At 62.1% G+C, this 25,382-nt stretch carries 24 protein-coding genes and 1 tRNA gene; 4 read left to right on the top strand and 21 right to left on the bottom strand.

Annotated elements, in window-relative coordinates; genetic code table 11:
• Positions 1-258: 258 nt before the first annotated feature.
• Positions 259-768 carry a GspH/FimT family pseudopilin gene (locus K7I12_RS17720; protein WP_084173264.1) on the top strand — a complete coding sequence of 170 codons (510 nt, stop codon included), beginning with the start codon at positions 259-261 and terminating at the stop codon, positions 766-768.
• Here the strand turns inward: K7I12_RS17720 and K7I12_RS17530 are convergent.
• The 17 genes from K7I12_RS17530 to rplU form a co-directional block, all read right to left on the bottom strand.
• Positions 765-1,211: a type IV pilin protein gene (locus K7I12_RS17530; protein WP_269438677.1), complete on the bottom strand. Its 447-nt coding sequence runs from the start codon at positions 1,209-1,211 to the stop codon at positions 765-767. The two genes, K7I12_RS17720 and K7I12_RS17530, sit on opposite strands and share 4 nt — an antisense overlap.
• 8 nt (positions 1,212-1,219) lie before the next feature.
• Entirely contained in the window at positions 1,220-4,525 is a 3,306-nt protein-coding gene (locus K7I12_RS13315) for a pilus assembly protein (protein ID WP_231664397.1), read from the bottom strand.
• Positions 4,526-4,669: 144 nt separating this feature from the next.
• Positions 4,670-5,119 (bottom strand): pilus assembly PilX family protein, encoded by a 450-nt coding sequence (locus K7I12_RS13310; RefSeq protein WP_201448159.1) that lies wholly within the window; start codon positions 5,117-5,119, stop codon positions 4,670-4,672.
• Complete coding sequence (locus K7I12_RS13305) at positions 5,116-6,123, bottom strand: PilW family protein (protein ID WP_084173652.1); 1,008 nt, start codon at positions 6,121-6,123, stop codon at positions 5,116-5,118. Before K7I12_RS13305 ends, K7I12_RS13310 begins: the two co-directional genes overlap by 4 nt.
• The gene (gene pilV / locus K7I12_RS13300; protein ID WP_035575070.1) at positions 6,120-6,536 is read right to left on the bottom strand and encodes a type IV pilus modification protein PilV; all 417 of its coding nucleotides are present in this window, start codon (positions 6,534-6,536) and stop codon (positions 6,120-6,122) included. The genes K7I12_RS13305 and pilV overlap by 4 nt, the downstream gene beginning before the upstream one ends.
• Positions 6,533-6,988 (bottom strand): GspH/FimT family pseudopilin, encoded by a 456-nt coding sequence (locus K7I12_RS17715; protein ID WP_084173650.1) that lies wholly within the window; start codon positions 6,986-6,988, stop codon positions 6,533-6,535. Before K7I12_RS17715 ends, pilV begins: the two co-directional genes overlap by 4 nt.
• Positions 6,989-7,113: 125 nt before the next feature.
• Complete coding sequence (ispH, locus tag K7I12_RS13295) at positions 7,114-8,067, bottom strand: 4-hydroxy-3-methylbut-2-enyl diphosphate reductase (RefSeq protein WP_231664396.1); 954 nt, start codon at positions 8,065-8,067, stop codon at positions 7,114-7,116.
• Between the two features lie 67 nt (positions 8,068-8,134).
• The gene (gene fkpB / locus K7I12_RS13290; protein ID WP_031382448.1) at positions 8,135-8,584 is read right to left on the bottom strand and encodes an FKBP-type peptidyl-prolyl cis-trans isomerase; all 450 of its coding nucleotides are present in this window, start codon (positions 8,582-8,584) and stop codon (positions 8,135-8,137) included.
• Positions 8,585-8,626: 42 nt separating this feature from the next.
• On the bottom strand, positions 8,627-9,109 hold the full coding sequence (gene lspA / locus K7I12_RS13285; protein WP_150113143.1) for a signal peptidase II: 483 nt from the start codon (positions 9,107-9,109) through the stop codon (positions 8,627-8,629).
• 82 nt (positions 9,110-9,191) lie between these two features.
• Positions 9,192-12,032, bottom strand: a complete 2,841-nt coding sequence (gene ileS / locus K7I12_RS13280; protein WP_231664395.1) for an isoleucine--tRNA ligase — start codon at positions 12,030-12,032, stop codon at positions 9,192-9,194.
• A gap of 10 nt (positions 12,033-12,042) precedes the next feature.
• On the bottom strand, positions 12,043-13,122 hold the full coding sequence (gene ribF, locus K7I12_RS13275) for a bifunctional riboflavin kinase/FAD synthetase (RefSeq protein WP_231664394.1): 1,080 nt from the start codon (positions 13,120-13,122) through the stop codon (positions 12,043-12,045).
• A 119-nt stretch (positions 13,123-13,241) separates the two neighbouring features.
• Positions 13,242-14,924 (bottom strand): murein biosynthesis integral membrane protein MurJ, encoded by a 1,683-nt coding sequence (gene murJ, locus K7I12_RS13270; RefSeq protein WP_084173260.1) that lies wholly within the window; start codon positions 14,922-14,924, stop codon positions 13,242-13,244.
• A 141-nt stretch (positions 14,925-15,065) separates the two neighbouring features.
• Entirely contained in the window at positions 15,066-15,332 is a 267-nt protein-coding gene (gene rpsT, locus K7I12_RS13265) for a 30S ribosomal protein S20 (protein WP_031382443.1), read from the bottom strand.
• A gap of 190 nt (positions 15,333-15,522) precedes the next feature.
• Positions 15,523-16,662: a glutamate 5-kinase gene (gene proB / locus K7I12_RS13260; protein ID WP_031382442.1), complete on the bottom strand. Its 1,140-nt coding sequence runs from the start codon at positions 16,660-16,662 to the stop codon at positions 15,523-15,525.
• 13 nt (positions 16,663-16,675) lie between these two features.
• A complete protein-coding gene (gene cgtA / locus K7I12_RS13255) occupies positions 16,676-17,872 on the bottom strand; it encodes an Obg family GTPase CgtA (RefSeq protein ID WP_231664393.1) in 1,197 nt (398 codons plus the stop codon).
• An 86-nt stretch (positions 17,873-17,958) separates the two neighbouring features.
• Positions 17,959-18,216, bottom strand: coding sequence for a 50S ribosomal protein L27 (gene rpmA, locus K7I12_RS13250; RefSeq protein ID WP_031382440.1), 258 nt, complete (start codon positions 18,214-18,216; stop codon positions 17,959-17,961).
• A 36-nt stretch (positions 18,217-18,252) separates the two neighbouring features.
• A complete protein-coding gene (gene rplU, locus K7I12_RS13245; protein WP_031382439.1) occupies positions 18,253-18,564 on the bottom strand; it encodes a 50S ribosomal protein L21 in 312 nt (103 codons plus the stop codon).
• A gap of 314 nt (positions 18,565-18,878) precedes the next feature.
• Between rplU and ispB the strand changes: the two genes are divergently transcribed.
• The 3 genes from ispB to K7I12_RS13230 all read left to right on the top strand — a co-directional run bounded on the left by ispB (position 18,879) and on the right by K7I12_RS13230 (position 20,631).
• Positions 18,879-19,853 (top strand): octaprenyl diphosphate synthase, encoded by a 975-nt coding sequence (gene ispB / locus K7I12_RS13240; protein ID WP_031382438.1) that lies wholly within the window; start codon positions 18,879-18,881, stop codon positions 19,851-19,853.
• 74 nt (positions 19,854-19,927) lie between these two features.
• Positions 19,928-20,004: transfer RNA gene (locus K7I12_RS13235), tRNA-Pro, on the top strand.
• Positions 20,005-20,349: 345 nt separating this feature from the next.
• The gene (locus K7I12_RS13230; RefSeq protein ID WP_331460593.1) at positions 20,350-20,631 is read left to right on the top strand and encodes a BrnA antitoxin family protein; all 282 of its coding nucleotides are present in this window, start codon (positions 20,350-20,352) and stop codon (positions 20,629-20,631) included.
• Positions 20,632-20,770: 139 nt separating this feature from the next.
• On the opposite strand, the gene K7I12_RS13225 is transcribed toward K7I12_RS13230, so the two are convergent.
• The 4 genes from K7I12_RS13225 to ugpB form a co-directional block, all read right to left on the bottom strand.
• Positions 20,771-21,898 carry a sn-glycerol-3-phosphate import ATP-binding protein UgpC gene (locus tag K7I12_RS13225; protein WP_231664392.1) on the bottom strand — a complete coding sequence of 376 codons (1,128 nt, stop codon included), beginning with the start codon at positions 21,896-21,898 and terminating at the stop codon, positions 20,771-20,773.
• A 54-nt stretch (positions 21,899-21,952) separates the two neighbouring features.
• Positions 21,953-22,798: a sn-glycerol-3-phosphate ABC transporter permease UgpE gene (gene ugpE / locus K7I12_RS13220; protein WP_031382435.1), complete on the bottom strand. Its 846-nt coding sequence runs from the start codon at positions 22,796-22,798 to the stop codon at positions 21,953-21,955.
• A complete protein-coding gene (ugpA, locus tag K7I12_RS13215; RefSeq protein ID WP_031382434.1) occupies positions 22,798-23,673 on the bottom strand; it encodes a sn-glycerol-3-phosphate ABC transporter permease UgpA in 876 nt (291 codons plus the stop codon). Before ugpA ends, ugpE begins: the two co-directional genes overlap by 1 nt.
• A gap of 67 nt (positions 23,674-23,740) precedes the next feature.
• Positions 23,741-25,087, bottom strand: coding sequence for a sn-glycerol-3-phosphate ABC transporter substrate-binding protein UgpB (gene ugpB, locus K7I12_RS13210; RefSeq protein WP_269438676.1), 1,347 nt, complete (start codon positions 25,085-25,087; stop codon positions 23,741-23,743).
• Positions 25,088-25,382: the final 295 nt, after the last annotated feature.

Genomic DNA, 25,382 nt, shown 5'->3' with positions numbered 1-25,382 from the left:
TGGCCCAGCCAGAAGGCCTGTGTCGAGGTCAGGTCAGTCATGGTGTCCTCCTTGGAATCGGGTGACACCAGTCTGACGGACACTATTCAGCGGCAGAAGATGGGGTTTGTGGAGCGCTTACATCATGCCGATGACGCCGCCACCGATGATTAAGAAATCACTCACAAAGAATGTCCGTTTTCACTTACAACAAAAAAACTTAAAACGTTTATCGTCTTTTGATACATAAAATAACACCATTAAAAGGAAACGGTCAGCATGCACCTTATACGCCAACGTGGCTTCACCCTGATAGAATTGATGGTCACTTTAACGATTCTGGTTATTACGTTAGGCTGGGTCGCCCCTTCGTTCAGTCAGCTCATCTCACGCAATTCGATTGTCACAGATCTCTCACGTCTGAGATCAGCAATCGCCTTGGCCCGGAACACAGCGATAACTCGAGAGCAGGTAATCACCTTATGTCCTAGCCGGGACCAAAAGTCATGCAACAAAAATTGGTCTTTGCCACTACTCGTCATTCAGGGCCCTTTCGATGGCAACAATATTAGCCAAGACACCGATATCCTCAAAATCATCCCAGAAGGTAACGTGTCAAATACCCGGTTCCGCAATGATTACCGTTGGATTCGCATCCCTGCCACTGGTTGGCCAAGAGGATATAACGGCACTTTTGAGCTATGCGATACCAACGGAGAGTCCGCCTCACTGGTAATGAGCAATACCGGTAGACTCCGTTCAGGTGATACCGCTCAATGCAAGCGCTAAAAACAGTCACCGATACTACCGCTCCCCGTAACGCTCCGCTGCCCAGCCTGGTCGACCGACAATGTTCCACACTGGCTGTCAGGTGCCTGCGCTCCATTGGGCGTTGCTTCGATAATAAAAGTCTGAGACTGTGGCTGCTTGTCTGCGAATCCAATAGTATAGCGATTTTCGTCAGAAAGCTCAGAAACACATTGGTTAGATGGAAGAGATTGCTCATCAGCATCCACCAAGTAAGACATATTTAAGGTATAACGGCGCTCCATCCCTTGGGTTAGTTCGGCCAGACAAGCCGTGGCACGACCACGCCAAGTGTCAGTGACGTAGCGCTGATAACTGGGATAGGCTATAGCCGCCAGGATAGCGATAATCGCTGCCACGATCATCACTTCGACTAATGTGAAGCCCTGCTCAACCCATCGTTTTCCCTGGCTTGCCTTAATCATATTCACCCCTAATAACTGAAAACCTGACGCCAAGATTGGCGCCCGGTTGCGCCAAGTGATGGTCTGCCACCTAGGCAAGCTGGGCAGTCTGGGCCATCCCCTCGGGGAGAAATGTCCTTACCAGTACTAGAATCATTTACCCTGACCTGAGACTGACCACTACCACCCTGTACTGCAGAAACTACCTGATCATTACCATACTGATCCTCGACATCGTCACCACTATCAATCCGGTTATCGCCATTAATATCGAAAAAGGCACGCGCCCCGCTTCCCCCTGTGTCGATACGCAGACCATACACATACCCATCGATGCCTGCAGAGCATTGGCCAAATAGAGGACTCAAGGTTGCGAATAGTGCGCGCTGGTGGTAGATACCGGTAGGTAGCGTCGGCATCGAAACCATCCGCTCGCCTGGTGGCAACTGCAGATACCAACCTCGCTGATTTTCTGCTACCGGCTTATTAGTCACGCCACGCACGAGCTTGCCGTCGACCCTGGTCATGGAGGTAATCTCTTGCTTAGCCAGGTTGGGTGTTTCGGCCTCCACCGGAACCGGGTTTGCATCTCCATTGTCTTCCAGTCCGTAGAGACGCTGTATGCTACGGTCACTGCGGTCATCAACAAACTGGAAGCTACCGGTACCGAACAGCACCATCAATGTACTTGAGTCGCCGGGTTTGAACTCTAACTGAGGAGGTGCTGTAATTGGCTGAGAAGATTGCCCCGCCAGCAACCTGACAGACTTGTTGTTTATACCGATTAAATCAAACTTCAGGTCGGTTAAATCAAAACGCCACATGTTGCCCTGCTGATCGCCAGCGTAAGCATAGGTACTCGCCCCCATGTAGTCGGGCCAGCGGGTCGCGGTGGGGGGCCCCAAGCCATTCGACTCTTGCAGGCTGCCCACGTTGGTATCAAATCGCTTGAGAAGATCGCCACTTACCAGGTCCACCACGAACAGACTCGCACGCCCGAAAACACTGTTATAACCATTACCAAACAACGCAACCCAGCGAGGCTCTCCATTATAAATTACTCGAGAAATGGCGGGGCGAGTGACGCCTTCCCCCAAGTTAGGATTCGAGAATTCCCAAAGCACGTCCTCTGGCTTCATATCGGCTGGGTCACTCACATCGAGGGCAAAGACACTGCGCCCCCCCGCGCCCATCGTACCTACTACCACGGCTTCAGGTCCGCCATCGATTTCCACATTGCGCGCCACCGCCGAGCCATCGACAAAATAACGATGCGTATAGTCAGGCTGCATCAGCGATTCGAGTGGCGAAGCTTGCCCGGAATCCGATGTCACAAGCTCACTAGGAAGATAAGCGAAAAGCTCCTTTCCACTGTCAGCGGAAAATGCATGCAGCATGCCGTCATTGGCGCCGACGAATATCACCCCAGGACGCTGACTTTCCTGGGGAGGCGAAAGAAGAAAGGGCGCACTATTGACGATATCACCAAGCAGGTTGGGGGCATTCTGGCCATCCGGGATACGGCTTCGCATCCCATCCACCGAAGCCCCTTTCAACCAACGTATCTGATCAACACTTAAACTGCTATTCTGAGGTGCCAACTCTACCCCGTTACCTCCTTTTGAAGTGAGCAGCAACCGATCGTCAGGTGACTGCTCTCGCAGCATAGACTCAGCATCCCATAGAAGTTTGCGCTTGCCGCCTGGCAACAACTGATAACCTTTAAGTTGCCCGGACCAGTCGATGCTGCGGAAACCAGCGGAAAACATTCTGGTATCCTCGTCAATGGCGTCACTACTTACCGCAACCGGCACCACCGAAGCCTCCTCTCGAGCAACGATAGCACCAAGTACTGCATCGAGACCATCGGCGAAAGATTGTGGATCGGCAGCATTGAAGAAGCCGCCATGGCCATTGATTGCGGCATGCAGCAGGTCATCGAGGCGTGCTCGGTTCGCACGGGTACTGTCCGGGCTATTAAAATCATTGGCATCGGGCCAATCCACTGGGGAACCATCAGCTACCGCTTGCCAGGCAGTATTGGCGTTGACGTTTCCCTCGACTCCAAAACCAATGCCAAAGGACGTCATATGCTGCCAAAAGGCCGGATCCTGACCGCTGACCGGCAGATCGTTGGCCAAGTCAACACGCAAGTCTCGTTTCCAATAGTTCATCGCCACATCAGCCAAGGTAAGTGCTGTGTTGTCAGCATAAGGCGGATTAGCCGGATAACGGTAACTCTGCCCACTGGCCCCGTTAATCGTTGGGCCGGCTTGTCCATCATCATTGCCAATACCGACAGGAGGACCACCACTCCAATAACCATCGGTCATCAACACCGTATAGCCAGCCCGACAGGATTGAAAGCCCACACTCTGGTTGGAACTAGGGTCATCACGCCAGGGTTCATCCCTGTACTGATAATAATTGCCAGCTCTTTGCAAGCCGCGCCGCAACGGAGTACCTTCTGCAGGCACATCATGTTCATACAGCCGATCATAGAAACGACCGCGGCCCTGACCGTAAAAAGTACGTACTCCATCAGAAACGTTCCCATTGGCAGTGTCATAATAACTACCGCTATTTATGGTATCGAAACCGACCCGAACTGTTGCGCCAATCTGGGAAAAAGCCTGACCGACCCCGGCTCGCGCTGCCAAAGTCCGCGAGCGGTAATAAGTATACCAGTTAGCAAAATTCTGCATCTCTTCTTGGTAGGTACAACTTGCCGGCATCGCTGTCGAGTTAGCACAATCCACACGATTTTCACGCCCCTCTCCAACAAAAGGAGAATTATCAGGGCGAATTTCAGTGCGCCGATAATTATTTATATTATTATACCCATCCCCTTTATACCAGAAATAGACTGCTGGATAGAAGGTTTCCTGGTAATTATATAAATAGTAATTATTTTTCGAATTGATGACAGCTTGACAACCAGAGGGACCACTCTCCGTGATGGTATCGCAACTGCCTACCCACTGAGCTGCCCTCTCGGTCGACTCTTGTGTCAGGTTTCGGCGCCCTCGCTCAGGAAAGACAGGATTATCAGGCGCTTGACGTGGTGAGGCATCGGCCATGCGCGCACCATCAGCTTTTACCCAGGGGCGATAGGTAACGGAAGGGTTGTAATAAAGCGTGTTAGTCTGCGGTGAACGACTATAGGCATTGTAGGGGTCGCCTTCATCAAAGGTAGGCACATTATTCTGATATTCAGACCCCCTAACTTGGTATGTACCTTCCGCCCTTGGATACACAAAACGCGATGCAAGGGCAATATTGGATTCTGGCATGATCTCGAAACGCATCGAACCCGAATCATCAATTATGAACATCAAGTTCGGGTCAACACGCGCTCCCGCCGAGAGCGGTGTCTGAGACAAGCTCTTGGACCATGCGTTCACTGCCACCAGCAACCCGCAGAGGCTCAGTGAAAATAAAATAACGGCACGCATTATACGCATAAACCAACCTCAATTTTAATCAGGCACGTACCAACTTTGCAATACCACACGACTATTGGGCGATCCGCCGTATCCTATTGCGGTTATCTGGTAGAGGGGTTTACCATTAATGTTATCGTCGCCTTCTACGGCCTGCCCTCCCGACCATATATAATACTGGGGATTACGGTTCAACCTGATATCGCCTAAATTATAAGTATCCATTTCTTTCTTTTCTGACCAAGCCGTGTCATTGATGGCATTGCCTTTCTTTGCCTGGCTCTCCGCCCAGCGCAATGCCGCCTCCGCAGCCTGAAAGGCCATATCGTGATCACGCTGATTACCTGCCATGCGCTCTTGCAAGGTTGCACTTTGGATAGAGGCAAGTCCCAGCAAACTCAACAAAAGTAGAAATATTAGCGACACGACAAGCACGACCCCCTGTTGAGATCGTCGTGTCGGCAAGTCATAAAGGGATGCTGTCACTGCTTCCCCTCCATCAGCCGGTTACGCAACGCTACCGTCGTGGTAAAACCCTGGTAGAGACGCAGGTCGTCGTCAGGCGCCATGAAGTCGATATCACCTGCTTTAACCTGAGCCGGTGTTTCAAGAACATTTCGCGTTGCCCCCCGTAATAGCAGGCTCACCCTGACCGCCGTTATCTTATTCCAATCACCTTTATCTGGGGCCTCCTGGTAATTATCATCAACCAAATAGCGCACTTCCAGGTCAACAACCGGGCTGGCCAAGGTTTCACTTTGTCCGGTAAGAAGATTCAATCGGCGCAATCCCGGTTCCTGTCGCGGATCATCCCAGCCGATGTAATAAATATCTCCGACCAGGGCGCCAATCCAAGTGCCGTCATCTTCGGGAGGAAATCCATATGAAAAGCCACTCGGAACTATAAGTTTACCATCTTGGGTATTTTCAATCACCTCGCACCGGTTCTGAAAAGCCAAGGCGAAGATATCACCCGCTTTGACGCTCGCCCCTTCTGCCAATGTTATATCTTTATCACCTATGTTAATGGGTTCATCCACGACTAGACCAGCCGGGTTAGCGGCATGATGAACTAATAAAGCATCTCCTTTTTGATAATCGCCAGAATCAAGTTGCTGCGCATACCCTCCTTCTGCAGGCCGTTCTGACCAGCCTCCGATTGCATCAAAGCGGCCATCGGGAAAAATAGCTTCCTTTGTCTTTTTGCTTGATTGGAGGTTGAGCGTTAGCGACTCTCCAGGGCCTGACGCGCCTTGGCAGGCTGGCGGAAACCCTGAATGGCGGAGTTCGCGCTGAAAAACGTTAATCAGGAAACGGCCATTTTCCTGAACATCAGCCACTGCCTGCTCAAAACGGTATGTCCGCTGCGTAACATTGAATAGCTGATAAATACCCGCGGTAATTAATAGTCCCAAGACCAACGAAATCATCAGCTCGACGAGGGTCAACCCTCGTTGATGTCTTGGCAAAATCGGTGAGTAACGGCTCATAAATTTACCTTCGTCACAGAGGACTGCAAAGTTCCCTCCAGTCGTGGCGAAGCGTTCCACTGGACTGTAATTGTTACCTGATCGCCATCGATTGCTACGCTGCCGTCACCATTAGGTAAGATAGCGTTTAAATCGTTTAGCCATCCCGCCAGATCTATGTTGACCAAGCCACTGCCTTGAGGGGCATCATCGTCCATGTCGGTGGCATAACCTGACAGCTGGCTAGAGTTGGCTCGTAAACGGTCCCCCAAGTCATATGCAAGGCCTACTGCCTGACCCCGCCAGTAGGCTTCCTGCACCAGCGCAAGTGATTTGGTTTGTAATGCCACTATCCCCAAGATCCCGATCGCCAGCACAAGCAGCGAAATCAAGACCTCAAGCAATGACACACCCGTTTGGCGAGAAACGATCATGGGCAGGTCTCTATCGATCGAATGGCCCCACTCGGCGTAGCTTGCAGCGCCTGACTGGCACCGCCCACACTGACTACGAGACACTGGCCACTACCGGGCGCCAATTCCCCGAGTGGGTTGAATACGAAGGGAGCCTCGCCCACTGCGCTCGCCGAATTGTCATCGAAGGCTTGCTCTCGCAAGGGCGGATCGCTATTGATTGTCGTCTTTAGCTGCCAGCCGGCACTGAAATCGCCGTCACATTTGACTATCCCACATAGCGTCAAACGCTGGTTGCGCTTAATCGCTTCGCTACGAGCAAGTCGTAGAGCAGCATTAAGATTTGTAGTCAATGCTGACAACCTGTTTTCGCTCACCAATCCTGAAAAGTTAGGCACTGCTATACCTGCCACGATGGCAACTAGAGCTATCGTCACGAGCAGTTCGATCAGAGTGAAGCCGGCTTGGCGCACAGGGAGTCCTCGAACGGCGACGGTATTGTTTCAATATGTATCAGTCTAGCGCAGCGCGTCAGGGATTAATCCATAAAAAAGTCGGGCATATGCCCGACTTTTCAACGTTCGAGGAGGGAATTGTCTCAGTCGCTGACGATGACCTGCTCTCTCAGCTCCTTCGGCATGGAGAAGGTAATGTTCTCCTCGCGGCCTTCGAGTTCCTCGGGGACCTCGGCGCCCAGTGCGCGCAGCCGTTCTATCACCCCCTTGACCAGCACCTCGGGGGCGCTGGCGCCGGCGGTGATGCCGATGCGCTCGACGCCTTCCAGCCACTCCGGTTCGATCAGGCTGGCGTCGTCGATCAACTTGGCCGGCGTGCCCATGCGCTCGGCGAGTTCGCGCAGGCGGTTGGAGTTGGAACTGTTGACGCTGCCCACCACCAGCACCAGGTCGGACTCGGCGGCCAATTCGCGTACCGCGTCCTGGCGGTTCTGGGTGGCGTAGCAGATGTCGTCCTTGCGCGGCCCCTGGATGGCCGGAAACTTGGCGCGCAGGGCATCGATCACTCGCGCGGTGTCGTCCATCGACAGCGTCGTCTGGGTGACGAAGGCCAGCCGCTGGGGGTCCTTGACCTCGAGGGCGGCGACGTCGGCCTCGTCCTCGACCAGGTAGACGGCGCCGCCGTGCGAGGTGTCGTAGCGGCCCATGGTGCCTTCCACCTCGGGGTGACCGGCATGGCCTATCAGGATGCACTCCTGACCACGCTTGGCGTAGCGCAGCACTTCCATGTGCACCTTGGTGACCAGCGGGCAGGTGGCGTCGAAGATTTTCAGCCCGCGCCGCTCGGCCTCCTGCTGAACGCCACGCGACACGCCATGCGCCGAGAAGATCACCGTGACGTCGTCGGGCACCTCGTCGAGCTCGTCGACGAAGATCGCCCCGCGTTCGCGCAACGAGTCGACCACGAAGCGGTTGTGCACGACTTCGTGGCGCACGTAGATGGGTGGGCCCAGCACGTCGAGCGCCCGGTTGACGATATCGATCGCCCGATCGACGCCCGCGCAGAAGCCGCGGGGATTGGCCAACTTGATCTGCATGTCTGCCTCGCTCGATACGCGCGGTATCAATGGCGGTGTATGTCTATGAAAAGCGCTACGCGGCGGCTCAGTGGGTCGTCGCCGGCCGCACCTCGATCACCTCGACGTCGAAGGTCAGGGTACGCCCCGCCAGCGGGTGATTGAAGTCCACCTCGACGCGCTTGTCGCCGATCTCGGCGATCACTCCCGGCAACTCGCCGCCCGCCGGGTCGGCGAACGACATCACCAGGCCCTCTTCCAGCTCGTCGGTGTCGTCGAAACTGTCGCGCGGCAACGACTGGATGTTCTGCGGGTTGTGCTGGCCGAAGGCATGTTCCGGCGAGATCTCGTAGCTGCCGGTCTCGCCGTCGGTCAGGCCCGTCAGCGGCGCCTCGAAGCCCGGCGGTAGGTTGCCGTCGCCGACCTGGAACGTCGCCGGCTGCTTGTCGCGGGTGGAATCGACCACCGTGCCGTCCTCGAGCTTGAGGGTGAAGTGCAGGGTGACTTCCATGCCCTCGCCGATCCGGTATTCACTCATCTCATCGCGCTCCACTTTGCATATTCGGCCACTTGGGGCGTATCAGGCCCTTGGACGCCGGGCATCACGCAGGGTTTCGATAATCAGCCCGATCGCCCCCAGGGTGATGGCCGTGTCGGCCAGGTTGAAGGCGGGAAAGTAATAGCTGTTTGACCAGTGGAAGGAGAGAAAATCCACCACATAGCCGCGCACCAGGCGATCATAGAGATTGCCCAGCGCGCCGCCGATGATCAGTGCCAGCGAGCCGGCCAGCAGCACCTCGCCACGTTTCAGCCGGGTCAGCCAGATGCTCAGGCCGACGCTGGCGCCCACCGCGAGCAGCGCGAACAGCCAACGCTGCCAGCCGCCGGACGTGGCCAGAAAGCTGAACGCCGCGCCGGTGTTGTACAGCAACGTCAGGTCGAAGACCGGCAGCAGCTCCACCGGCTGCCCATAGATCAGCAGGTTGCTGGCCAGCGCCTTGCTGCCCAGATCGAGCACCACGACCAGCAGCGACAGCCACAGCCAGCGCAGCGGCCGGCGCATCGGCGCGGATGCCGGCTGGTGATCGCCGCCGGTTTCGGTGGACGCACCGGGCTCATGCGCATTGCCGGGCTCAGGCCGCATGTCAGGCATAGCGGCGCGTCTCCCCGGGGCCGTGCGGCAGGTTGCTGATGCAACGCCCGCACAGGTCCGGATGCTCGGCGTGGCTGCCGACGTCCGGACGATGTTGCCAGCAACGCTCGCACTTGGCGTGCGCGCTGGGAGCGACCGCGACCCGCAGGCCCTCGAGCTCGCTGGCTTCGGCCTGGGTCGCGCCGTCGGCCTCTTGCGAGGCCAGGTGCACCTCGCTGGTCAGCAGCACGAAGCGCAGCTCGTCGCCCAACCGGCCCAGCGTCTCGCGCAGCTCGTCGCTGGCGTAGAGGGTGACTTCGGCGGCCAGGCCGTTCTTGATCTGTTTGGCGTTGCGCGCATCTTCCAGGCACTTGTTGACCGCCTGCTTGACCTGCAGCACCCGCTCCCAGAAGTCGCGACCGAACGCGGCGCCCTCGTCAAGCGTGCTCAGCCCGGTGTAGAAGCGCTCGAGCAGCACGCTCGGCTGGCGCTCGCCGGGGATGTGCTCGTAGATCTCCTCGCCGGTGAAGGAGAGAATCGGCGCAACCCAGCGGGCGAGCGCCTCGACCACGTTGTAGAGCGCGGTCTGGCAACTGCGCCGGGCCAGCGAATCGGCCTGGGTGGTGTACTGGCGATCCTTGATCACGTCGAGATAGAAGCCGCCCAGCTCCCGCGAGCAGAAGGTGTGCACCTGCTGGTGGACGTCGAGGAAGCGGTATTCCTCGTACGCCTCCTCGATGCGCGTCTGCAGCTGGGCGGCGCGATCGACCACCCACTGGTCGAGCGCCAGCATGTCGCCGAAGGCGATGGCGTCGCGCTCCGGGTCGAAGCCGTTGAGGTTGGCGAGCAGGAAGCGCGCGGTATTGCGGATACGCCGGTAGACGTCTGCGGTACGCTTCAATATCTCGTCGGAGACCGCCATCTCGCCGGAGTAATCGGTGGAGGCGACCCACAGCCGCAGGATGTCGGCACCGAGCTTGTCCATCACCTCCTGCGGGGCGATCACGTTGCCCACCGACTTGGACATCTTGCGGCCCTGGGCGTCGACGGTGAAACCGTGGGTCAGCAGCCCCTTGTAGGGCGGATGGCCGTCGATCGCGCAGCCGGTCAGCAGCGACGAGTGAAACCAGCCGCGGTGCTGGTCGGAGCCTTCCAGGTACAGGTCGGCACGCGGGCCCTGCGCGTGGCCCAGCGCATGGGAGCCGCGCAGCACATGCCAGTGGGTGGTGCCGGAGTCGAACCACACGTCGAGGGTATCGGTGACCTTCTCGTAGTCACCGGCCTCGTCGCCGAGCAGCTCGGCGGGGTCGAGACGAAACCAGGCGTCGATGCCCTCGGCCTCGATGCGCTCGGCTGCCGCCTCCATCAGCTCGAGGGTGCGCGGGTGCAGCTCGCCGCTCGCCTTGTGCAGGAAGAACGGGATCGGCACGCCCCAGTTGCGCTGGCGCGAGATGCACCAGTCGGGACGGTTGGCGATCATCGAGTGCAGCCGCGCCTTGCCCCAGGCCGGCACGAACTGGGTCGCCTCGATGCCGTCCAGCGCGCACTCGCGCAGCGTCCTGCCGTCCGCGCCGCGGATGTCCATGCCCACGAACCACTGCGCGGTGGCACGGTAGATCACCGGCGTCTTGTGCCGCCAGCAATGCATGTAGCTGTGGGTGATCTTTTGATGGGCCAGCAGCGCGCCGACCTCCTCGAGCTTGGCGACGATCTGCGGGTTGGCCTTCCAGATCATCTGGCCGCCGAACAGCGGCAGCTCGTCGACGTAGACGCCGTTGCCCTGTACCGGGCTCTCGATCTCGCTGAACGCCATGCCGTGGGCACGGCAGGTCACGAAGTCGTCCAAGCCGTAGGCCGGTGCCGAATGGACGATGCCGGTGCTGCCCTCGTCGATGCCCACGTAATCCGCCAGGTAGATCGGCGAGCGGCGATCGTAGAATGGGTGGCGGAATTCGATCAGATCCAGCGCCTCGCCCTGGGCGGTGGCGATCACCTCGCCGTGCAGGCCGAAACGCGCCAGACAGCTCTCCACCAGCTCCTCGGCCAGCAGCAACAGCCGCTCGCCGACATCGACCAGCGCGTAGCTGAACGCCGGGTGCACGTTGAGCGCCTGGTTGGCGGGAATGGTCCACGGCGTGGTGGTCCAGATCACCGCGGCGGCGGACTTGGGCAATGCGCTCAGACCGAACGCCGCGGCCAGCTTGGCGTCGTCGGCGCAGGCAAAGGCCACGTCGATGGCATCGGACTGCTTGTCGGCATACTCGACCTCGGCCTCGGCCAGCGCCGAACCGCAATCGAAGCACCAGTTGACCGGCTTGAGCCCCTTGAACACGTAACCGTGGCGGACCATCTCGGCCAGCGCACGCACCTCGCCGGCCTCGTTGGCGAAGTCCATCGAGCGGTAGGGATGCGCCCAGTCGCCGACCACCCCGAGGCGCTCGAAATCCGCACGCTGGCCCTGGATCTGCTCGCCGGCGTACTCGCGGCACAGCGCGCGGGCCTGCTCCGGCGGCAGATGCTTGCCATGAGTGGTCTCGATCTTGTGCTCGATGGGCAGCCCGTGGCAATCCCAGCCCGGCACGTAGGGCGCGTCGAAACCCGCCAGGCCCTTGGCCTTGACGATGATGTCCTTGAGGATCTTGTTGACGGCGTGACCGATATGGATGCTGCCATTGGCGTAGGGAGGGCCATCGTGGAGCACGAAGGATTCGCGCCCCTGCCCGGTCTCGCGCAGCCGCTGGTAGAGATCGAGCTCCTGCCAGCGCGCGAGGCGCGCCGGTTCCCGCTTGGGCAGATTGCCGCGCATCGGGAAGTCGGTTTCTGGCAGGTTGAGGGTGTGCTTGTAGTCGCTCATAGCCTTGGAGTCAGCCGTCGTCGTTGTCGGCGGCTCCCGCCGCCGGGAATTCGGAAGTCGCCGGCATCGCCGCCAGCGGCGCCGATGCCAGAAAGGAGTGCCACGTCGCGTCGTCCGCCGCGCCCGGCGAGGCGTCGCCCGGAGAAGCGTCTCCCGGCAGTGCGATGTCGCGGAAATAGTTCCGCGCCCGCGCCTGGTCGCGATGAATCTGGCGCTTGAGCGCCTCGAGCCCGTCGAAGGTCAGCTCGCCGCGCAGCCGCGCGCAGGGCACCACGGTGATGCGCTGGCCGTAGAGATCGCCGTCGAAATCGAACAGATGCACCTCGAGTACCGGCCGCGGCGTGCCCACCGTCGGCCGCCAGCCGATGTTGGCGACGCCGGTGAACTCGCGCCCATCGGCGAGGCGGGTGAGCACGGCATACACGCCGCGCAGCGCCATCGGCCCGGGCAGCAGCGGCAGGTTGGCGGTGGGCACGCCGATCGTGCGGCCCAGTTGCTGATCGCGCACCACGCGTCCCGCCAGCCGATAGGGCCGGCCCAGCATGCGCTGGGCCTGGGCGAAGTTGCCGCTGGCCAGCAGCGTGCGCACCCGCGAACTCGAAACCCGCTCGTCGTCGAGCACGAAGGTGCGGGTATGCTCGACGACGAAGCCGCGTGCCTCGCCAACCTCGCGCAGCAGCGCGAAGTCGCCGACCCGGTCGCAGCCGAAGCGGAAATCGTCGCCCACCACCAGATGGCGGACGCCCAGCCCGTCGACCAGCACCCTATCGATGAACGCCCGCGCGGTCAGGCTGCGCAGCGTCTCGTTGAATGGCAGGCAGACCACCCGCTCGGCGCCGTGTTCGGCGAGCAGGCGGACCTTGTCGCGCAGCCGGGTGAGCCGCGGCGGCGCCTGGTCGCCGGCGAAGTATTCGCGCGGCTGCGGCTCGAAGATCACCACCGTCACCGGCCGTCCCAGCGCGGCGGCACGGTCGCGCAGCTGGTCAAGGATCGCCTGGTGCCCGCGGTGCACGCCATCGAAATTGCCGATGGTCGCCACGCACCCCCGATGCTCCGCCGTCAAATTGTGCAAGCCGCGAATCAGTTGCATACGTCCTTCACGTTCGGAAATAGCCCATCAAGCACCGGGAAAGCCTTCGATTATAACGAAGGGGGGTGGCCTTGACAGCCGCCGCACTGCATATCAACGGCAGGCTATCGCCGGCGAACTCAGCTGCGCAGCTTGAAGTGGCGCACGCGCACGCCGGTCGCTGCCAGCCAGGCGAAGTACACCCCGGCGCCTCCCGTCACCAGCGCGGCCAATGTGCCGGCCCGGCGCCATACGCCCCACTCCAGCCATACCTGCCAGTCCGGCGCGAACCACCACAACGCCAGCGTCATCAGCGTGCAGCCGCCCAGCAACTGCAAGGCAAAGCGCCCCCAGCCGGGCTGAAACGCCAGCACCCCGCGACGACGCAGCCCGCGCGCCAGCAGCCCGGCGTTGAGAAACGCCGACAGCGCGGTGGCCAGCGCCAGCCCGGCGTGGGCCAGCGGCAGGATCAAGGCCAGATTGAGGATCATGTTGGCGATCATCGCGACCACCCCGATCTTGACCGGCGTGGCGGTGTCCTGGCGGGCGAAGTAGCCCGGCGCCAGCACCTTGATCAGCATGAAGGCGACCAGCCCCAGGGCATAGGCGCGCAGGCTCATCGCCGCCATGGCGATATCGCGATCGGTCATCGCCCCGTAGTGGAACAGGCTGACCAGCAGCGGTTCGGCGAGCACCTCCAATGCCAGCGCCGCCGGCAGGCCCAGCAGCAGCACCGCGCGCAGCGCCCAGTCGAGCATCTGCGCGAAGTGTTCGGCCGAGCGTTCGGCGTGGCGCCTGGACAGTGCCGGCAGGATCACCGTGCCCAGCGCCACGCCGAACACGCCCAGCGGCAGCTCCACCAGACGATCCGAATAATAAAGCCACGACACGCTGCCGTCGGCGAGCAGCGAGGCCAGCACGGTATCCAGCAACAGGTTGATCTGCGACACCGAGACGCCGAACAGCGCCGGCGCCATCAGCCACAGGATGCGCCGGACGCCGGGATGACGGAAGTTCGGCCAGGGTCGCGGCAGCAGCCCCAGCCGGGCCAGGAACGGCACCTGGAACGCCAGCTGGGCGGCGCCGGCGATCAGCACGCCCCAGGCCAGCGCCATCGACGGCACGCTCATCCACGGCGTCAGCGCCACCGCTGCGCCGATCAGCGCCAGATTGAGCAGCACCGGCGTGAACGCCGGCACCGCGAAGCGATTCCAGGTATTGAGCACGCTGCCCGAGAACGCCGTCAGCGAGATCAGCAGCAGATAGGGGAAGGTCAGCCGCAGCATCTCGGCGGTCAGCGCCAGCTTGTCGGGATCGCGGGCAAAGCCCGGGGCAAAGATCAGCGCCAGCCAGGGCGCCAGCACGATCGCCAGCGCGGTCATCAACGCCAGCACCACCGCCAGACTGCCGGCCACGGCGTCGAGCAGCTCGCGCACTTCTTCGCGGGCACGCCGGGAGGCGTATTCCGAGAGCACCGGCACGAACGCCTGGTTGAACGCGCCCTCGGCGAACAGCCGCCGCAGGAAGTTGGGAATCTTGAAGGCGACGAAGAACGCATCCGCGCCGCTGCCGGCGCCGAACAGCGCGGCGATCGTCACGTCCCGCGCCAGCCCGAGTACCCGCGACAGCATGGTCATCGCACTGACCACCATCCCCGAGCGCAGCAGGCCGCCGCTCGCCGGCGTCGCACGCCCCGCTACGGCGCCCGGTGCCGCATCGCTCGGCGCGGCATCGCCAGCGGCCGGGGCATCCAGCGAGGCTGGATCGTCCTGCGCATCATGCGCGACTCTATTGGGTTCGTCGTCGGGCTGCACCGTGCTCATCCCTTTCCGTGTCCTAGCTCGTGCGCGGGCTCATCACCCCGCCTCGGCAAACGGCATGCACAAAAAAACCGGCCGCAGCCGGTTTTTCTCGAGTCCCCCGCCGCCCGTTGGGCCGGGCGGGGCACCGCAGCGACGTCCGGCTTACGCAGCCAGCGCCTTGACCCGCTTGTTGAGGCGGCTCTTCAGGCGCGCGGCCTTCTTCTTGGAAATCGCGTCCTTGTCGGCGATGCGGTCGATGACCGGCTGCGCCGCCTTGAAGGCATCCATGGCCTGGGCATGATCGCCGCCCTGCACCGCCTTGATCACGCGCTTGATGTAGGTACGCACCATCGAGCGCTGACTGGCGTTGTGCTTGCGACGCTGTTCGGCCTGACGGGCACGCTTTTTTGCTTGCTTGGTATTCGCCACCGTAATCTCCTTGGAGAACCATAAAATGCGGTGTAAGTGTTTGATCCGATTCGGTAATCAGATACTTCCAAACCGGTCTGGCCATGCCGCAGCGAATGCGTTGGTCACGGGCCATGTCTGAGAGGATGCGGCATTCTATCACGCGCCAGCGTGGCTTGCCACAGAACGCATGACGCCTGGCCTGCAAGGGTTAGATGACCACCAGATTGTCGCGGTGAATCAGCTCCGGGGCTTCCATGTAGCCGAGGATCGCCTCGATCTGGTGACTCGGCCGGCCGACGATCCGCGCCGCCTCGTCGCTGCCGTAGTTGACCAGCCCCTTGGCGACCCGCTCGCCCTGCTCGTCGACGCAGACCACCATGTCGCCGCGCACGAACCGACCGCTGACCGCCTTGACGCCGACCGGCAGCAGACTCGAACCGCGATCGCGCAGCACGCTGACCGCGCCGGCATCCAGCGTCAGGCTGCCGCACACCTGCAGTTGCCCGGCCAGCCAGCGCTTGCGCGCCGCCAGCGGTGCATGCTCGGGGCGCAGCAAGGTACCCAGGCGTTCGCCGTCGACCAGCCGGGTCAGCACCTCGGCCTGGCGACCGCCGGCGATCGCCGTGACCGCCCCGGAGCGCGCCGCCAGCCGCGCCGCGCGAATCTTGGTGGCCATCCCGCCGCGTCCCAGCGCCCCGCCGCCGCCGGCCACCGCGGCCAGCTGCGGATCGCCGGCGCGGCCCTCGTGAATCAGCTGCGCGGTGGGACTGTGGCGCGGGTCGGCATCGAACAGCCCCTCCTGATCGGTGAGGATCACCAGCGCCTCGGCCTCGAGCAGGTTGGCGACCAGCGCGCCCAGGGTATCGTTGTCGCCGAAGCGGATCTCGTCGGTAACCACGGTGTCGTTCTCGTTGATCACCGGCACCACGCGCAGAGCGACCAGCGTGCGCAGCGCCGAGCGGGCGTTCAGGTAGCGCTTGCGGTTGGACAGATCGTCGTGGGTCAGCAGGATCTGGGCGCTGCGCAGCCCGTGGCGCGCGAAATGCCCTTCGTAGCATTGCGCCAGGCCGGTCTGACCCACCGCCGCCGCGGCCTGCAGCTCGTGGACCGCCGATGGCCGCACGCTCCAGCCCAGCCGGGCCATGCCCGCCGCCACCGCGCCGGACGAGACCAGCACCACCTCGATGCCGCGGGCGTGCAGGGCGGCGATCTGATCGACCCAGCCACCGATGGCGGCCTCGTCGAGGCCACGACCGTCGTTGGTCAGCAGCGCACTGCCGATCTTGACCACCACCCGGCGCGCGCCGCTCAGCGCCTCGCGGCCCGGTGCCCGCTCGTTGCTCTCCATCCGACTCTCCACCTCAGGGGGCGTACTCGACCTCGACATCATAATCATCGTCGTCGAAGTCGTCGTCATCGTCCTGATCGGCCTCGACCGGCTTGCGCTTGCGACTCAGCCGCGCCTCGGCACGTGCCACCGCCTCGGCTTCCATGCGCGCGCGCATCTCGCGCTCCAGCTCGGCGGCCGCCTCGTCCTCGGCTTCGAGCCGGCGCTGCTCGGTCAGCCAGCGATAGACCGCCTGGACCAGCGGCGCGGTGCCCTCGCCGGCGATCGCCGAAATGCGAAACACCGGGCCCTGCCAGTCCAGCGCGTCGACGATCGCCTGGGCGCGCGTCTCGCGTTCGTCCTCGTGCAGCAAATCGAGCTTGTTGAGTACCAGCCAGCGCGGCCGCTCGGCCAGCGCCGGGGAGAACTGCTCGAGTTCGCGGGCGATGGCCCGGGCCGACTCCACCGGGTCCGATTCGTCGAATGGCGCGACATCGACCACATGCAACAGCAGCCGCGTGCGGGTCAGGTGCTTGAGGAAGCGCAGCCCCAGCCCCGCGCCGTCGGAGGCGCCCTCGATCAACCCCGGCACGTCGGCCATCACGAAGTGCTCGTGGGTGCCCAGCTTGACCACCCCCAGATTGGGCACCAGCGTGGTGAACGGGTAGTTGGCGACCTTGGGCTTGGCCGCCGACACCGCGCGGATCAGCGTCGACTTGCCGGCGTTGGGCATGCCCAGCAGGCCGACATCGGCCATCACCTTCATCTCCAGGCGCAGGTTGCGGCGCTCGCCCGGCGTGCCCGGCGTGGTGCGCCGCGGCGCGCGATTGGTCGATGACTTGAAGTGGATGTTGCCCAGCCCGCGACGGCCACCCTGGGCGACCAGCACCACCTGGCCGATCTCGGTGACGTCGGCGATCACCTCGAGGGTGTCCTCGTCGATCACCGTGGTGCCCACCGGCACCTTGACGTGCAGCTCGTCGCCGGCCTTGCCGCTCATCTGGCGACCCTGGCCCGGCTGGCCGTTCTGGGCCTTGTAGAAGCGCTGGTACTTGAAATCGATCAGGGTGTTCAGCGCGTCGTCACCGATCAGGTAGACGCTGCCGCCATGACCGCCATCGCCGCCATCGGGACCGCCCTTGGGCACGTACTTCTCGCGGCGGAAACTCAGGCAACCGTTGCCGCCATTGCCGGCTTCCACGATGATCGAGGCTTCATCGACGAACTGCATCTGACATTCTCCGGGCGGCGATGGCCGCCATATACGAAAAGGCCCCGCGCTGGCGGGGCCTTTTCAGTGCTCGTTCGAGAGGGGTCTCAGGCGGAGACGACGCTCACGAACTTGCGGTTCTTCGGACCCTTGGTCTCGAACTTGATCACGCCTTCGTCCAGTGCGAACAGGGTGTGATCCTTGCCGATGCCCACGCCGGTGCCGGCGTGGAAGCGCGTGCCGCGCTGACGGACGATGATGTTGCCCGGGGCCACGGCCTGGCCGCCGAACAGCTTGACGCCCAAGCGCTTGGATTCGGAATCGCGACCGTTACGTGTACTACCGGCTGCCTTCTTATGAGCCATTGCAAAGTCCTCGCAGGTTCAGGGGAGTGCTACCGCTCAGGCGGAAATCCCGGTGATCTTGACTTCGGTGAACCACTGACGGTGGCCCTGACGACGCATGGAGTGCTTGCGACGACGGAACTTGATGATGGTGACCTTGTCGCCACGGCCGTGGGACACGACCTCGGCGGATACCTTGGCACCATCGACCAGCGGCGCGCCGACCTTGACGTCGTCGCCATCGGCGACCAGCAGCACCTGGTCGAAATCCAGGCTGTCGCCGGTGGCCACTTCAAGCTTCTCGAGCTTCAGGGTCTGGCCTTCCTGGACGCGGTATTGCTTACCGCCACTCTTGATAACAGCGTACATACTTCGTCTCCAGACACTCATCGGGGATGGGCTCTTCATCGGCCTGCGGCGAGTGGCGCCCCTTTTGGCAGCCATCTGACAGGGAGCATGATGAGTTAGGGTCGCGGATTATAACCATCCGTGGACGAATCTACAAGGGGATCGCGCGCATGCCGCGCCGCGTCACGCCTCGCCTTGACGCCCCCCACCCCCCCTCATAGCATAGCGGGCAAGCCATGGCCGGCGCCGGGGGCAAGAGCGACCCACACGGCGCCTCGAAGAAACACCGAACGCGCATCCCGGGTTTCGCCAACTCCCTGACAGACAGCCACTACATGCAACTCAACGCATCGCCTATCCATGCAGCGGTGGCCGAGGATTTCGCCGCCGTCGACCGCGCCGTGCTCGCCCAGCTGAACTCGCGGGTTCCGCTCGTCGAGACCATCGGCCATTACATCATCGAGAGCGGCGGCAAGCGCCTGCGCCCGCTGCTGGTCCTGCTGTCGGCGCGTGCGCTCGGCTATGACGGCGACAAGCACATAACGCTCGCCACGCTGATCGAGTTCATGCACACCTCGACGCTGCTGCATGACGACGTGGTCGACGAATCCAGCCTGCGCCGCGGGCGCACCACCGCCAACGAACACTGGGGCAACGCACCGTCGGTACTGGTCGGCGACTTTCTCTATTCGCGCTCGTTCCAGATGATGGTCGAGGTCGGCTCGATGCGGGTCATGGAAGTGCTGTCGGCGGCCACCTGCACGATCGCCGAGGGCGAGGTGCTGCAGCTGACCAATGTCGGCAATCCGGACATCGACGAGACCGCCTACTTCGACACCATCCACGGCAAGACGGCGATGCTGTTCGAGGCCGCTTCGCACAGCGGCGCGATCCTCGCCGACGGCAGTGCCGAGCAACAAGAGGCGCTGCGCCTTTATGGGCGCTATCTAGGACTCGCCTTTCAACTGATCGACGACCTGCTCGATTATCAGGGCGACGCCGATACCATGGGCAAGAACGTCGGCGACGACCTGGCCGAGGGCAAACCCACCCTGCCGCTGATTCACGCCATCCGCGAAGGCAGCCCCGAGCAGGCCAAGCTGATCCGCCGGGCGATTCGCCAGGGCGGCCTCGATCAGCTCGCCGAGGTCCTGACCATCGTCCACGCCACCGGCGCGCTCGAATACACCCGCGCGCGTGCCGAGGAGATGGCCGAGCGTGCGCTGAAACAGCTCGATACGCTGGCGCCGAGCCGCTATCGCGACACCATGGCGGAGCTCGCCCGGCTGGCCGTGGACCGGCAATCCTGAGCACTGCACGGGGGTTGCCAAGCGCCTGGCAGTGCGTATAATGCACCTCCGTTGAGGCGCACGCCCAACCGCGTCGGAGTATAGCTCAGCTTGGTAGAGCGCTGCCTTCGGGAGGCAGAGGTCGTAGGTTCGAATCCTGCTACTCCGACCAGAGAATCTCAATAAAAAACGGCCACTTAGCTCATCAGAGCGGTGGCCTTTTTTTGGGTTCTTCGCGGATCAGCGTGAAACGTTAAGGCCCCGCTATTGGGAATAAACTCTCTCCCACGCAAACCAGCCTGGATGGCCCACTGGAGCATGGGGACGCCGGTGGGAGGGAAGTGGTTCGCGATTGGCGCCGCAGGCGCCCGGCATGGCCGGGGAGGTACAGTGCCCGCCGCCATCGGGAATAAATTCCCTCCCACAAGGGCAAGCTAACCGGCAGGGGGCTGTGGGAGGGAGCTGGTTCGCGATGACCTGTGCCGCATTTCCCGGCAAAGTGCGATGAACCGAAAGAATTGACGACGAAGCCCCGGAATGGACCGACGATGATTTCCGCCGAGCCAGGCCGGCTTGCGAGGCGCTGCCAGAGATCTTCGGGGAGCAAGCCGCCGAAGAGATGCTCACGCCCAGGCGCGGCCGGCCTGTTGCCGAACGCCGCAAGGCCCAGGTGAGCCTGCGCCTCGACCCGGATGTTATCGAAGCCTTCCGGGACACCGGGCCCGGCTGGCAGACGCGCATGAACCAGGCGTTGAAGGTTTTCCTGAGAGAGCATTCAGCCAACGAACTGGACCGGTGAACTCGCAGCGCTGGCGCACGTGGAGAAACCTATCGGCGCCAGCAACCTGCCCACTCGCTCTCCGCGGCCGTCAGTGAGCTGAAGAAGTTCGGCTTGGAAGGCGCATAATACGTCAGCATATTGCTGGAATAATCTAGTGTCAGAGGCCGATCGATCCTTTATTCAAGGGTCTGGTGGCGTGATGCGCCTTGATGCGGCGGTCGTCGTCACCGAACAGGTGGCTGCGCTCGGGTGACAGCCACAGGCGCAGGACGCTGCCTTCCCCGGCGGCGTGTTCGCCGTGCAGGCGCACCACCAACAGCTCGTCGAGGCCCGCCATCCGGGCATAGGTCAGGGTATCGGCGCCCAACGGCTCGACCAATTCCACCGTAGCCTGGATGAGCGCACCCTCGCCCGGAATCACAGCACCCTCGTCCAGGGCGACAAGGTGCTCGGGACGCACCCCCAGCGTCAGCTCGGTACCATCATTCAGCCCGGTGGCCAGCGTCAGTTCGCCGCCGCCGGGCAGCCGCAGGCATTCATCGTGGACCGTCACCGGCAGGAAGTTCATCGCCGGCGAGCCGATGAAGCCGGCGACGAAGCGGGTCGCCGGACGGTCGTAGAGCGCCATCGGCGTGCCGCACTGCTCGACCCGGCCGCCGTTCATCACCACCAACCGATCGGCCAGCGTCATCGCCTCGGTCTGGTCGTGGGTCACATAGACCGAGGTGACCTTGAGCCGCTTCTGCAGGCGTCGGATCTCCAGGCGCATCTGCACGCGCAGCTTGGCGTCGAGATTGGACAGCGGCTCGTCGAACAGGAACACCTGGGGCTCGCGGATGATCGCCCGGCCCATGGCCACGCGCTGGCGCTGGCCGCCCGAGAGCTGGCGCGGGCGTCGTTCGAGCAGTGCGCCGAGGTCAAGCAGCTCGGCGGTAGCATTGACCCGGCGGCGAATGTCGGCCTTCGGCACGCCGCGGTTCTTGAGGCCATAGGCCATGTTGTTGAACACGCTCATGTGCGGATAGAGCGCGTAGTTCTGGAAGACCATGGCGATGTCGCGCGCGGCGGGCTCCAGTTCGTTGACGCGCCGGCCGTTGATGGTCAGCTCGCCCGAAGTAATCGATTCCAGCCCGGCCAGGCTGCGCAGCAGCGTCGACTTGCCGCAGCCCGAGGGGCCGACGATCACGATCAGCTCGCCATCCTCGACGGCCAGGTCGATCCCGTGCAGGGCGACAAAGCCGTTGGCATAGCGTTTCTTGAGGTCGCTCAGTTGCAGGGTTGCCATAAAAGTTGTCTCGTCAGCATTCCTCGTAGGTGCCTTTCACGCCGTGGCAAGCGTTTACTTTTCTGTCTCGACCAGGCCTTTGACGAAGTAACGCTGCATCAGCAGGATCACCAGCACCGGCGGCCCCATGGCCAGCATCGCGGTGGCCGTGACATCCTGCCAGGGCACCAGAGCATCACCGGTCGTCAATAGACGCTTGAGACTGACCACAACGGTCAGATAGTCAGCATTGGTGGTAATCAACAGCGGCCAGAGATACTGGTTCCAGCCATAGATAAACATGATCACGAACAATGCCGCGAGATTGGTCTTCGACAACGGCAGCAGAATGTCACGCAGAAAACGCCAGGGGCCCGCGCCATCGATGCGCGCGGCCTCGACCAGCTCGGGCGGGATGGTCAGGTAGAACTGACGCAACAGGAAGGTCGCGGTGGCGCTGGCAATCAGCGGCAGGATCAGTCCCGCATAGCTGTCCAGCAGCCCCAGGTCGGCTACCACCGCGAAGGTTGGCATAATGCGTACCTCCACCGGCAGCATCAGGGTGATAAAGATCAGCCAGAAGCACAGCCGCCGCAACGGGAAGCGGAAGAACACGATGGCGTAGGCGGCCAGCAGCGAAATGGCGATCTTGCCCACGGCGATGCCCAGCGCCATCACCAGCGAGTTGGCGAGCAGGCGCAGCACGTCGGTGCCCAGGCCGCTCACCGGGTCGTTGATCAGCCGCGCGTAGTTGGACAACCCGGCATCGCCCACCCACAGCGGCGCGACGTTGGCGTAGAGGTCGCTCATGGAATGGGTGCTGGCGGTGAAGGCCAGCCACACCGGCAGGAAGAACAGGCCGCAACCGATGGCCAGCAGCAGGTGGCTGGCCAGATCAAGCCCGGGTCGTTGGTAGCGCATCAGTACTCGACTCGACGTTCGACGAAACGGAACTGGATCAGCGTCAGCAGCCCCACGAGGATCATCAACAGCACTGACTGGGCGGCACTGGCTCCCAGGTCCTGCCCCACGAAGCCATCCTGGTAGACCTTGTAGACCAGGGTGGTGGTGGCGCCGCCCGGCCCGCCGCCGGTGACAGTATCAATGGTGCCGAAGGTGTCGAAGAAGGCGTAGACGCTGTTCATCACCAGCAGGAAGAAACTGGTCGGCGACAACAACGGAAAGGTCACCGTCCAGAAGCGCCGCCAAGGGCCGGCACCGTCAATGGCGGCGGCCTCCAGCAGGCTCCTGGGAATGGCCTGCAGCCCGGCCAGGAAGAACACGAAGTTGTAGCTCATCTGCTTCCAGATCGAGGCCAGGATCACCAGCAGCAACGCCTGGCTGCCGTCGAGGTTGTGGTTCCAACCGATGCCCAGCGCCTTGAGGCCGGCACTCACCAGCCCCAGGGTCGGATCGAAGAGAAACAGCCACAACACGCCGGCCACCGCCGGCGCCACGGCATAGGGCCAGATAAGCAGTGTCTTGTAGGCATTGTCGCCCTTGATGACGCGATCGGCCAGCACCGCCAGCAGCAGGGCGATGGCCATCGCTCCAAGCGCCACCGCCAGGGAAAACACCACCGTGGTCCACACGGCGCTATAGTATTCGGGGCTTGTCAAGACGGCCACGAAATTGCCCAGCCCGGCGAACTGTCGTGACAGGCCGAAGGCATCCTCGACGTAGAAGGCCTGTTCGACCGCCTGCAGCGCCGGCCAGAAGAAGAACACCCCGACGATGATCAGCTGCGGCGCCATCAGCAACCAGGGAGTGAAACGATAGCGTTGAAAGTGGGTCATTCAGGGTCTCCGCAACGCACGCCGGCCCGCCAGCGACTCACGATGGCGGGCCGAACCTGGCGGGCGATCAGCTGTTGGCGCGCTGGAACTTGGCCAGCAGCGCGTTGCCCTTCTCGACCGCCTGGTCGAGTCCTTCCTGAACGCCGATGTTACCAGCGAAGATCTTCTCCAGGGCTTGGTTGATCACGTCGCGGATCTGCACCATGTTGCCCAGCCGCAGCCCCTTGGAGTTCTCGGTGGGCTCGGAACCGGTCATCTGCTTGATCGCCACGTCGGTGCCCGGGTTCTCGTCGTAGAACCCCTGCTCGCGGGTCAGCTTGGCGGCTGCGGTGGTGATCGGCAGATAGCCGGTGAACTGATGCCAGTCGGCCTGCACCTCGGGCGAGGAGAGGTACTTGAAGAACGCCGCGACCCCCTCCTTCTGCGCCTCGCTGGCGCCGTCGAGCACCCACAGCGAGGCGCCGCCGATGATGGTGTTGTTGGGCGTGTCGACGACCTCAGCATCGTAGGGCAGCGGCGCGACACCGAAGTTGAAGTCGGCATTGTCACGCACCCCAGCGTAGGAGGCCGAGGAGCCCATCATCATCGCGCACTCGCCGGAGTAGAACTTGGGTGCGGCATCGTCCTTGCGGCCGCCGTAAGCGAAGCGTCCGTCCTGCTGCCACTGGTTGAGACGCTGGATATGATCGACCACCGCGGTGTCGTTGAACTGCAGGCGGGCGTCCAGCCCCTTGAAGCCATTGGCCTTACTGGCGAAGGGAATGTCGTTGCGCGCCGAGTAGTTCTCGAGCATCACCCAGGAGGGCCAGGTAGTAGTCAGGCCACACTGCGCGGCGCCGGAACCCACCACCTTCTCGAGCGTCTTGCCGAGGCCCTGCCAGGTCGTCGGCACCTCGTCGACGCCGGCCTTCTCCAGAATGTCGCGGTTGACGTAGGTCACCGGCGTGGAGGAGTTGAACGGCAGCGAGAGCATCTTGCCGTCGGCCGTGGTGTAGTAGCCGGCGACCGCCGACAGGTAGGCATTCGGGTCGAAGTCGACGTCGGCATCCGCCATCAGCTGATAGACCGGCACGATGGCGCCCTTGGCGTACATCATGGTCGCGGTGCCAACCTCGTAGATCTGCACGATCTGCGGTGCCTTGCCGGCACGGAAGGCGGCGATCGCCGAGGTCATGGTTTCGGTGTAGTTGCCCTTGAAGACAGGCTTGACGACGTATTCATCCTGGCTGGCGTTGAAGTCGGCGGCGATCTCGTTGACCTTCTCGCCGAGCGTGCCGCCCATGGCGTGCCACCATTCGATCTGTGTTTCAGCCTGGGCCGAACCCATGCTCAAGAGTGTCGCGGCCAGAGTACCGGCCAGTCCCGGAGCGGCACGGCGCCACGCGAGGGAGGGAATAAACAGCGAACGAGACATGCAAGGCTCCTGTACAAGCTTGGGGTCGACGGACACGGGCCCCGTACCGCGACTCGCTGATCGAACGATCAGGCATTGTTATCGGTTGTCCATCGTTCGAAAGACAATCGCGATCTTAAAGGTGGTCGCATTACAAGATCCTGACCATTAGATGTTCGTTTGATGACATATCGACCGCCGGATTTAGGTTCCGCACCTCACGAACACAGCCCTTGACCGCGGCTGCCACCCTCACTACGATTTAGTTTCAAATGAAACCAAATGCCGGCGTGGTCGTGTCTTGCCCGTATCGATG

Source organism: Halomonas sp. IOP_31 (assembly GCF_021151495.1).
GTDB lineage: Bacteria > Pseudomonadota > Gammaproteobacteria > Pseudomonadales > Halomonadaceae > Modicisalibacter > Modicisalibacter zincidurans.
This window is presented reverse-complemented; position numbering and strand designations above follow the sequence as displayed.

Bases quoted from the DNA above. Each gene is read 5' to 3' on its own strand.
- K7I12_RS17720 (WP_084173264.1), top strand. From the start codon at position 259: ATGCACCTTATACGCCAACGTGGCTTCACCCTGATAGAATTGATGGTC.
- K7I12_RS17530 (WP_269438677.1), bottom strand. From the start codon at position 1,211: ATGATTAAGGCAAGCCAGGGAAAACGATGGGTTGAGCAGGGCTTCACA.
- K7I12_RS13315 (WP_231664397.1), bottom strand. From the start codon at position 4,525: ATGTTCATAATTGATGATTCGGGTTCGATGCGTTTCGAGATCATGCCA.
- K7I12_RS13305 (WP_084173652.1), bottom strand. From the start codon at position 6,123: ATGAGCCGTTACTCACCGATTTTGCCAAGACATCAACGAGGGTTGACC.
- pilV (WP_035575070.1), bottom strand. From the start codon at position 6,536: ATGATCGTTTCTCGCCAAACGGGTGTGTCATTGCTTGAGGTCTTGATT.
- ispH (WP_231664396.1), bottom strand. From the start codon at position 8,067: ATGCAGATCAAGTTGGCCAATCCCCGCGGCTTCTGCGCGGGCGTCGAT.
- fkpB (WP_031382448.1), bottom strand. From the start codon at position 8,584: ATGAGTGAATACCGGATCGGCGAGGGCATGGAAGTCACCCTGCACTTC.
- lspA (WP_150113143.1), bottom strand. From the start codon at position 9,109: ATGCGCCGGCCGCTGCGCTGGCTGTGGCTGTCGCTGCTGGTCGTGGTG.
- ileS (WP_231664395.1), bottom strand. From the start codon at position 12,032: ATGAGCGACTACAAGCACACCCTCAACCTGCCAGAAACCGACTTCCCG.
- ribF (WP_231664394.1), bottom strand. From the start codon at position 13,122: ATGCAACTGATTCGCGGCTTGCACAATTTGACGGCGGAGCATCGGGGG.
- murJ (WP_084173260.1), bottom strand. From the start codon at position 14,924: ATGAGCACGGTGCAGCCCGACGACGAACCCAATAGAGTCGCGCATGAT.
- proB (WP_031382442.1), bottom strand. From the start codon at position 16,662: ATGGAGAGCAACGAGCGGGCACCGGGCCGCGAGGCGCTGAGCGGCGCG.
- cgtA (WP_231664393.1), bottom strand. From the start codon at position 17,872: ATGCAGTTCGTCGATGAAGCCTCGATCATCGTGGAAGCCGGCAATGGC.
- rpmA (WP_031382440.1), bottom strand. From the start codon at position 18,216: ATGGCTCATAAGAAGGCAGCCGGTAGTACACGTAACGGTCGCGATTCC.
- rplU (WP_031382439.1), bottom strand. From the start codon at position 18,564: ATGTACGCTGTTATCAAGAGTGGCGGTAAGCAATACCGCGTCCAGGAA.
- ispB (WP_031382438.1), top strand. From the start codon at position 18,879: ATGCAACTCAACGCATCGCCTATCCATGCAGCGGTGGCCGAGGATTTC.
- K7I12_RS13225 (WP_231664392.1), bottom strand. From the start codon at position 21,898: ATGGCAACCCTGCAACTGAGCGACCTCAAGAAACGCTATGCCAACGGC.
- ugpE (WP_031382435.1), bottom strand. From the start codon at position 22,798: ATGCGCTACCAACGACCCGGGCTTGATCTGGCCAGCCACCTGCTGCTG.
- ugpA (WP_031382434.1), bottom strand. From the start codon at position 23,673: ATGACCCACTTTCAACGCTATCGTTTCACTCCCTGGTTGCTGATGGCG.
- ugpB (WP_269438676.1), bottom strand. From the start codon at position 25,087: ATGTCTCGTTCGCTGTTTATTCCCTCCCTCGCGTGGCGCCGTGCCGCT.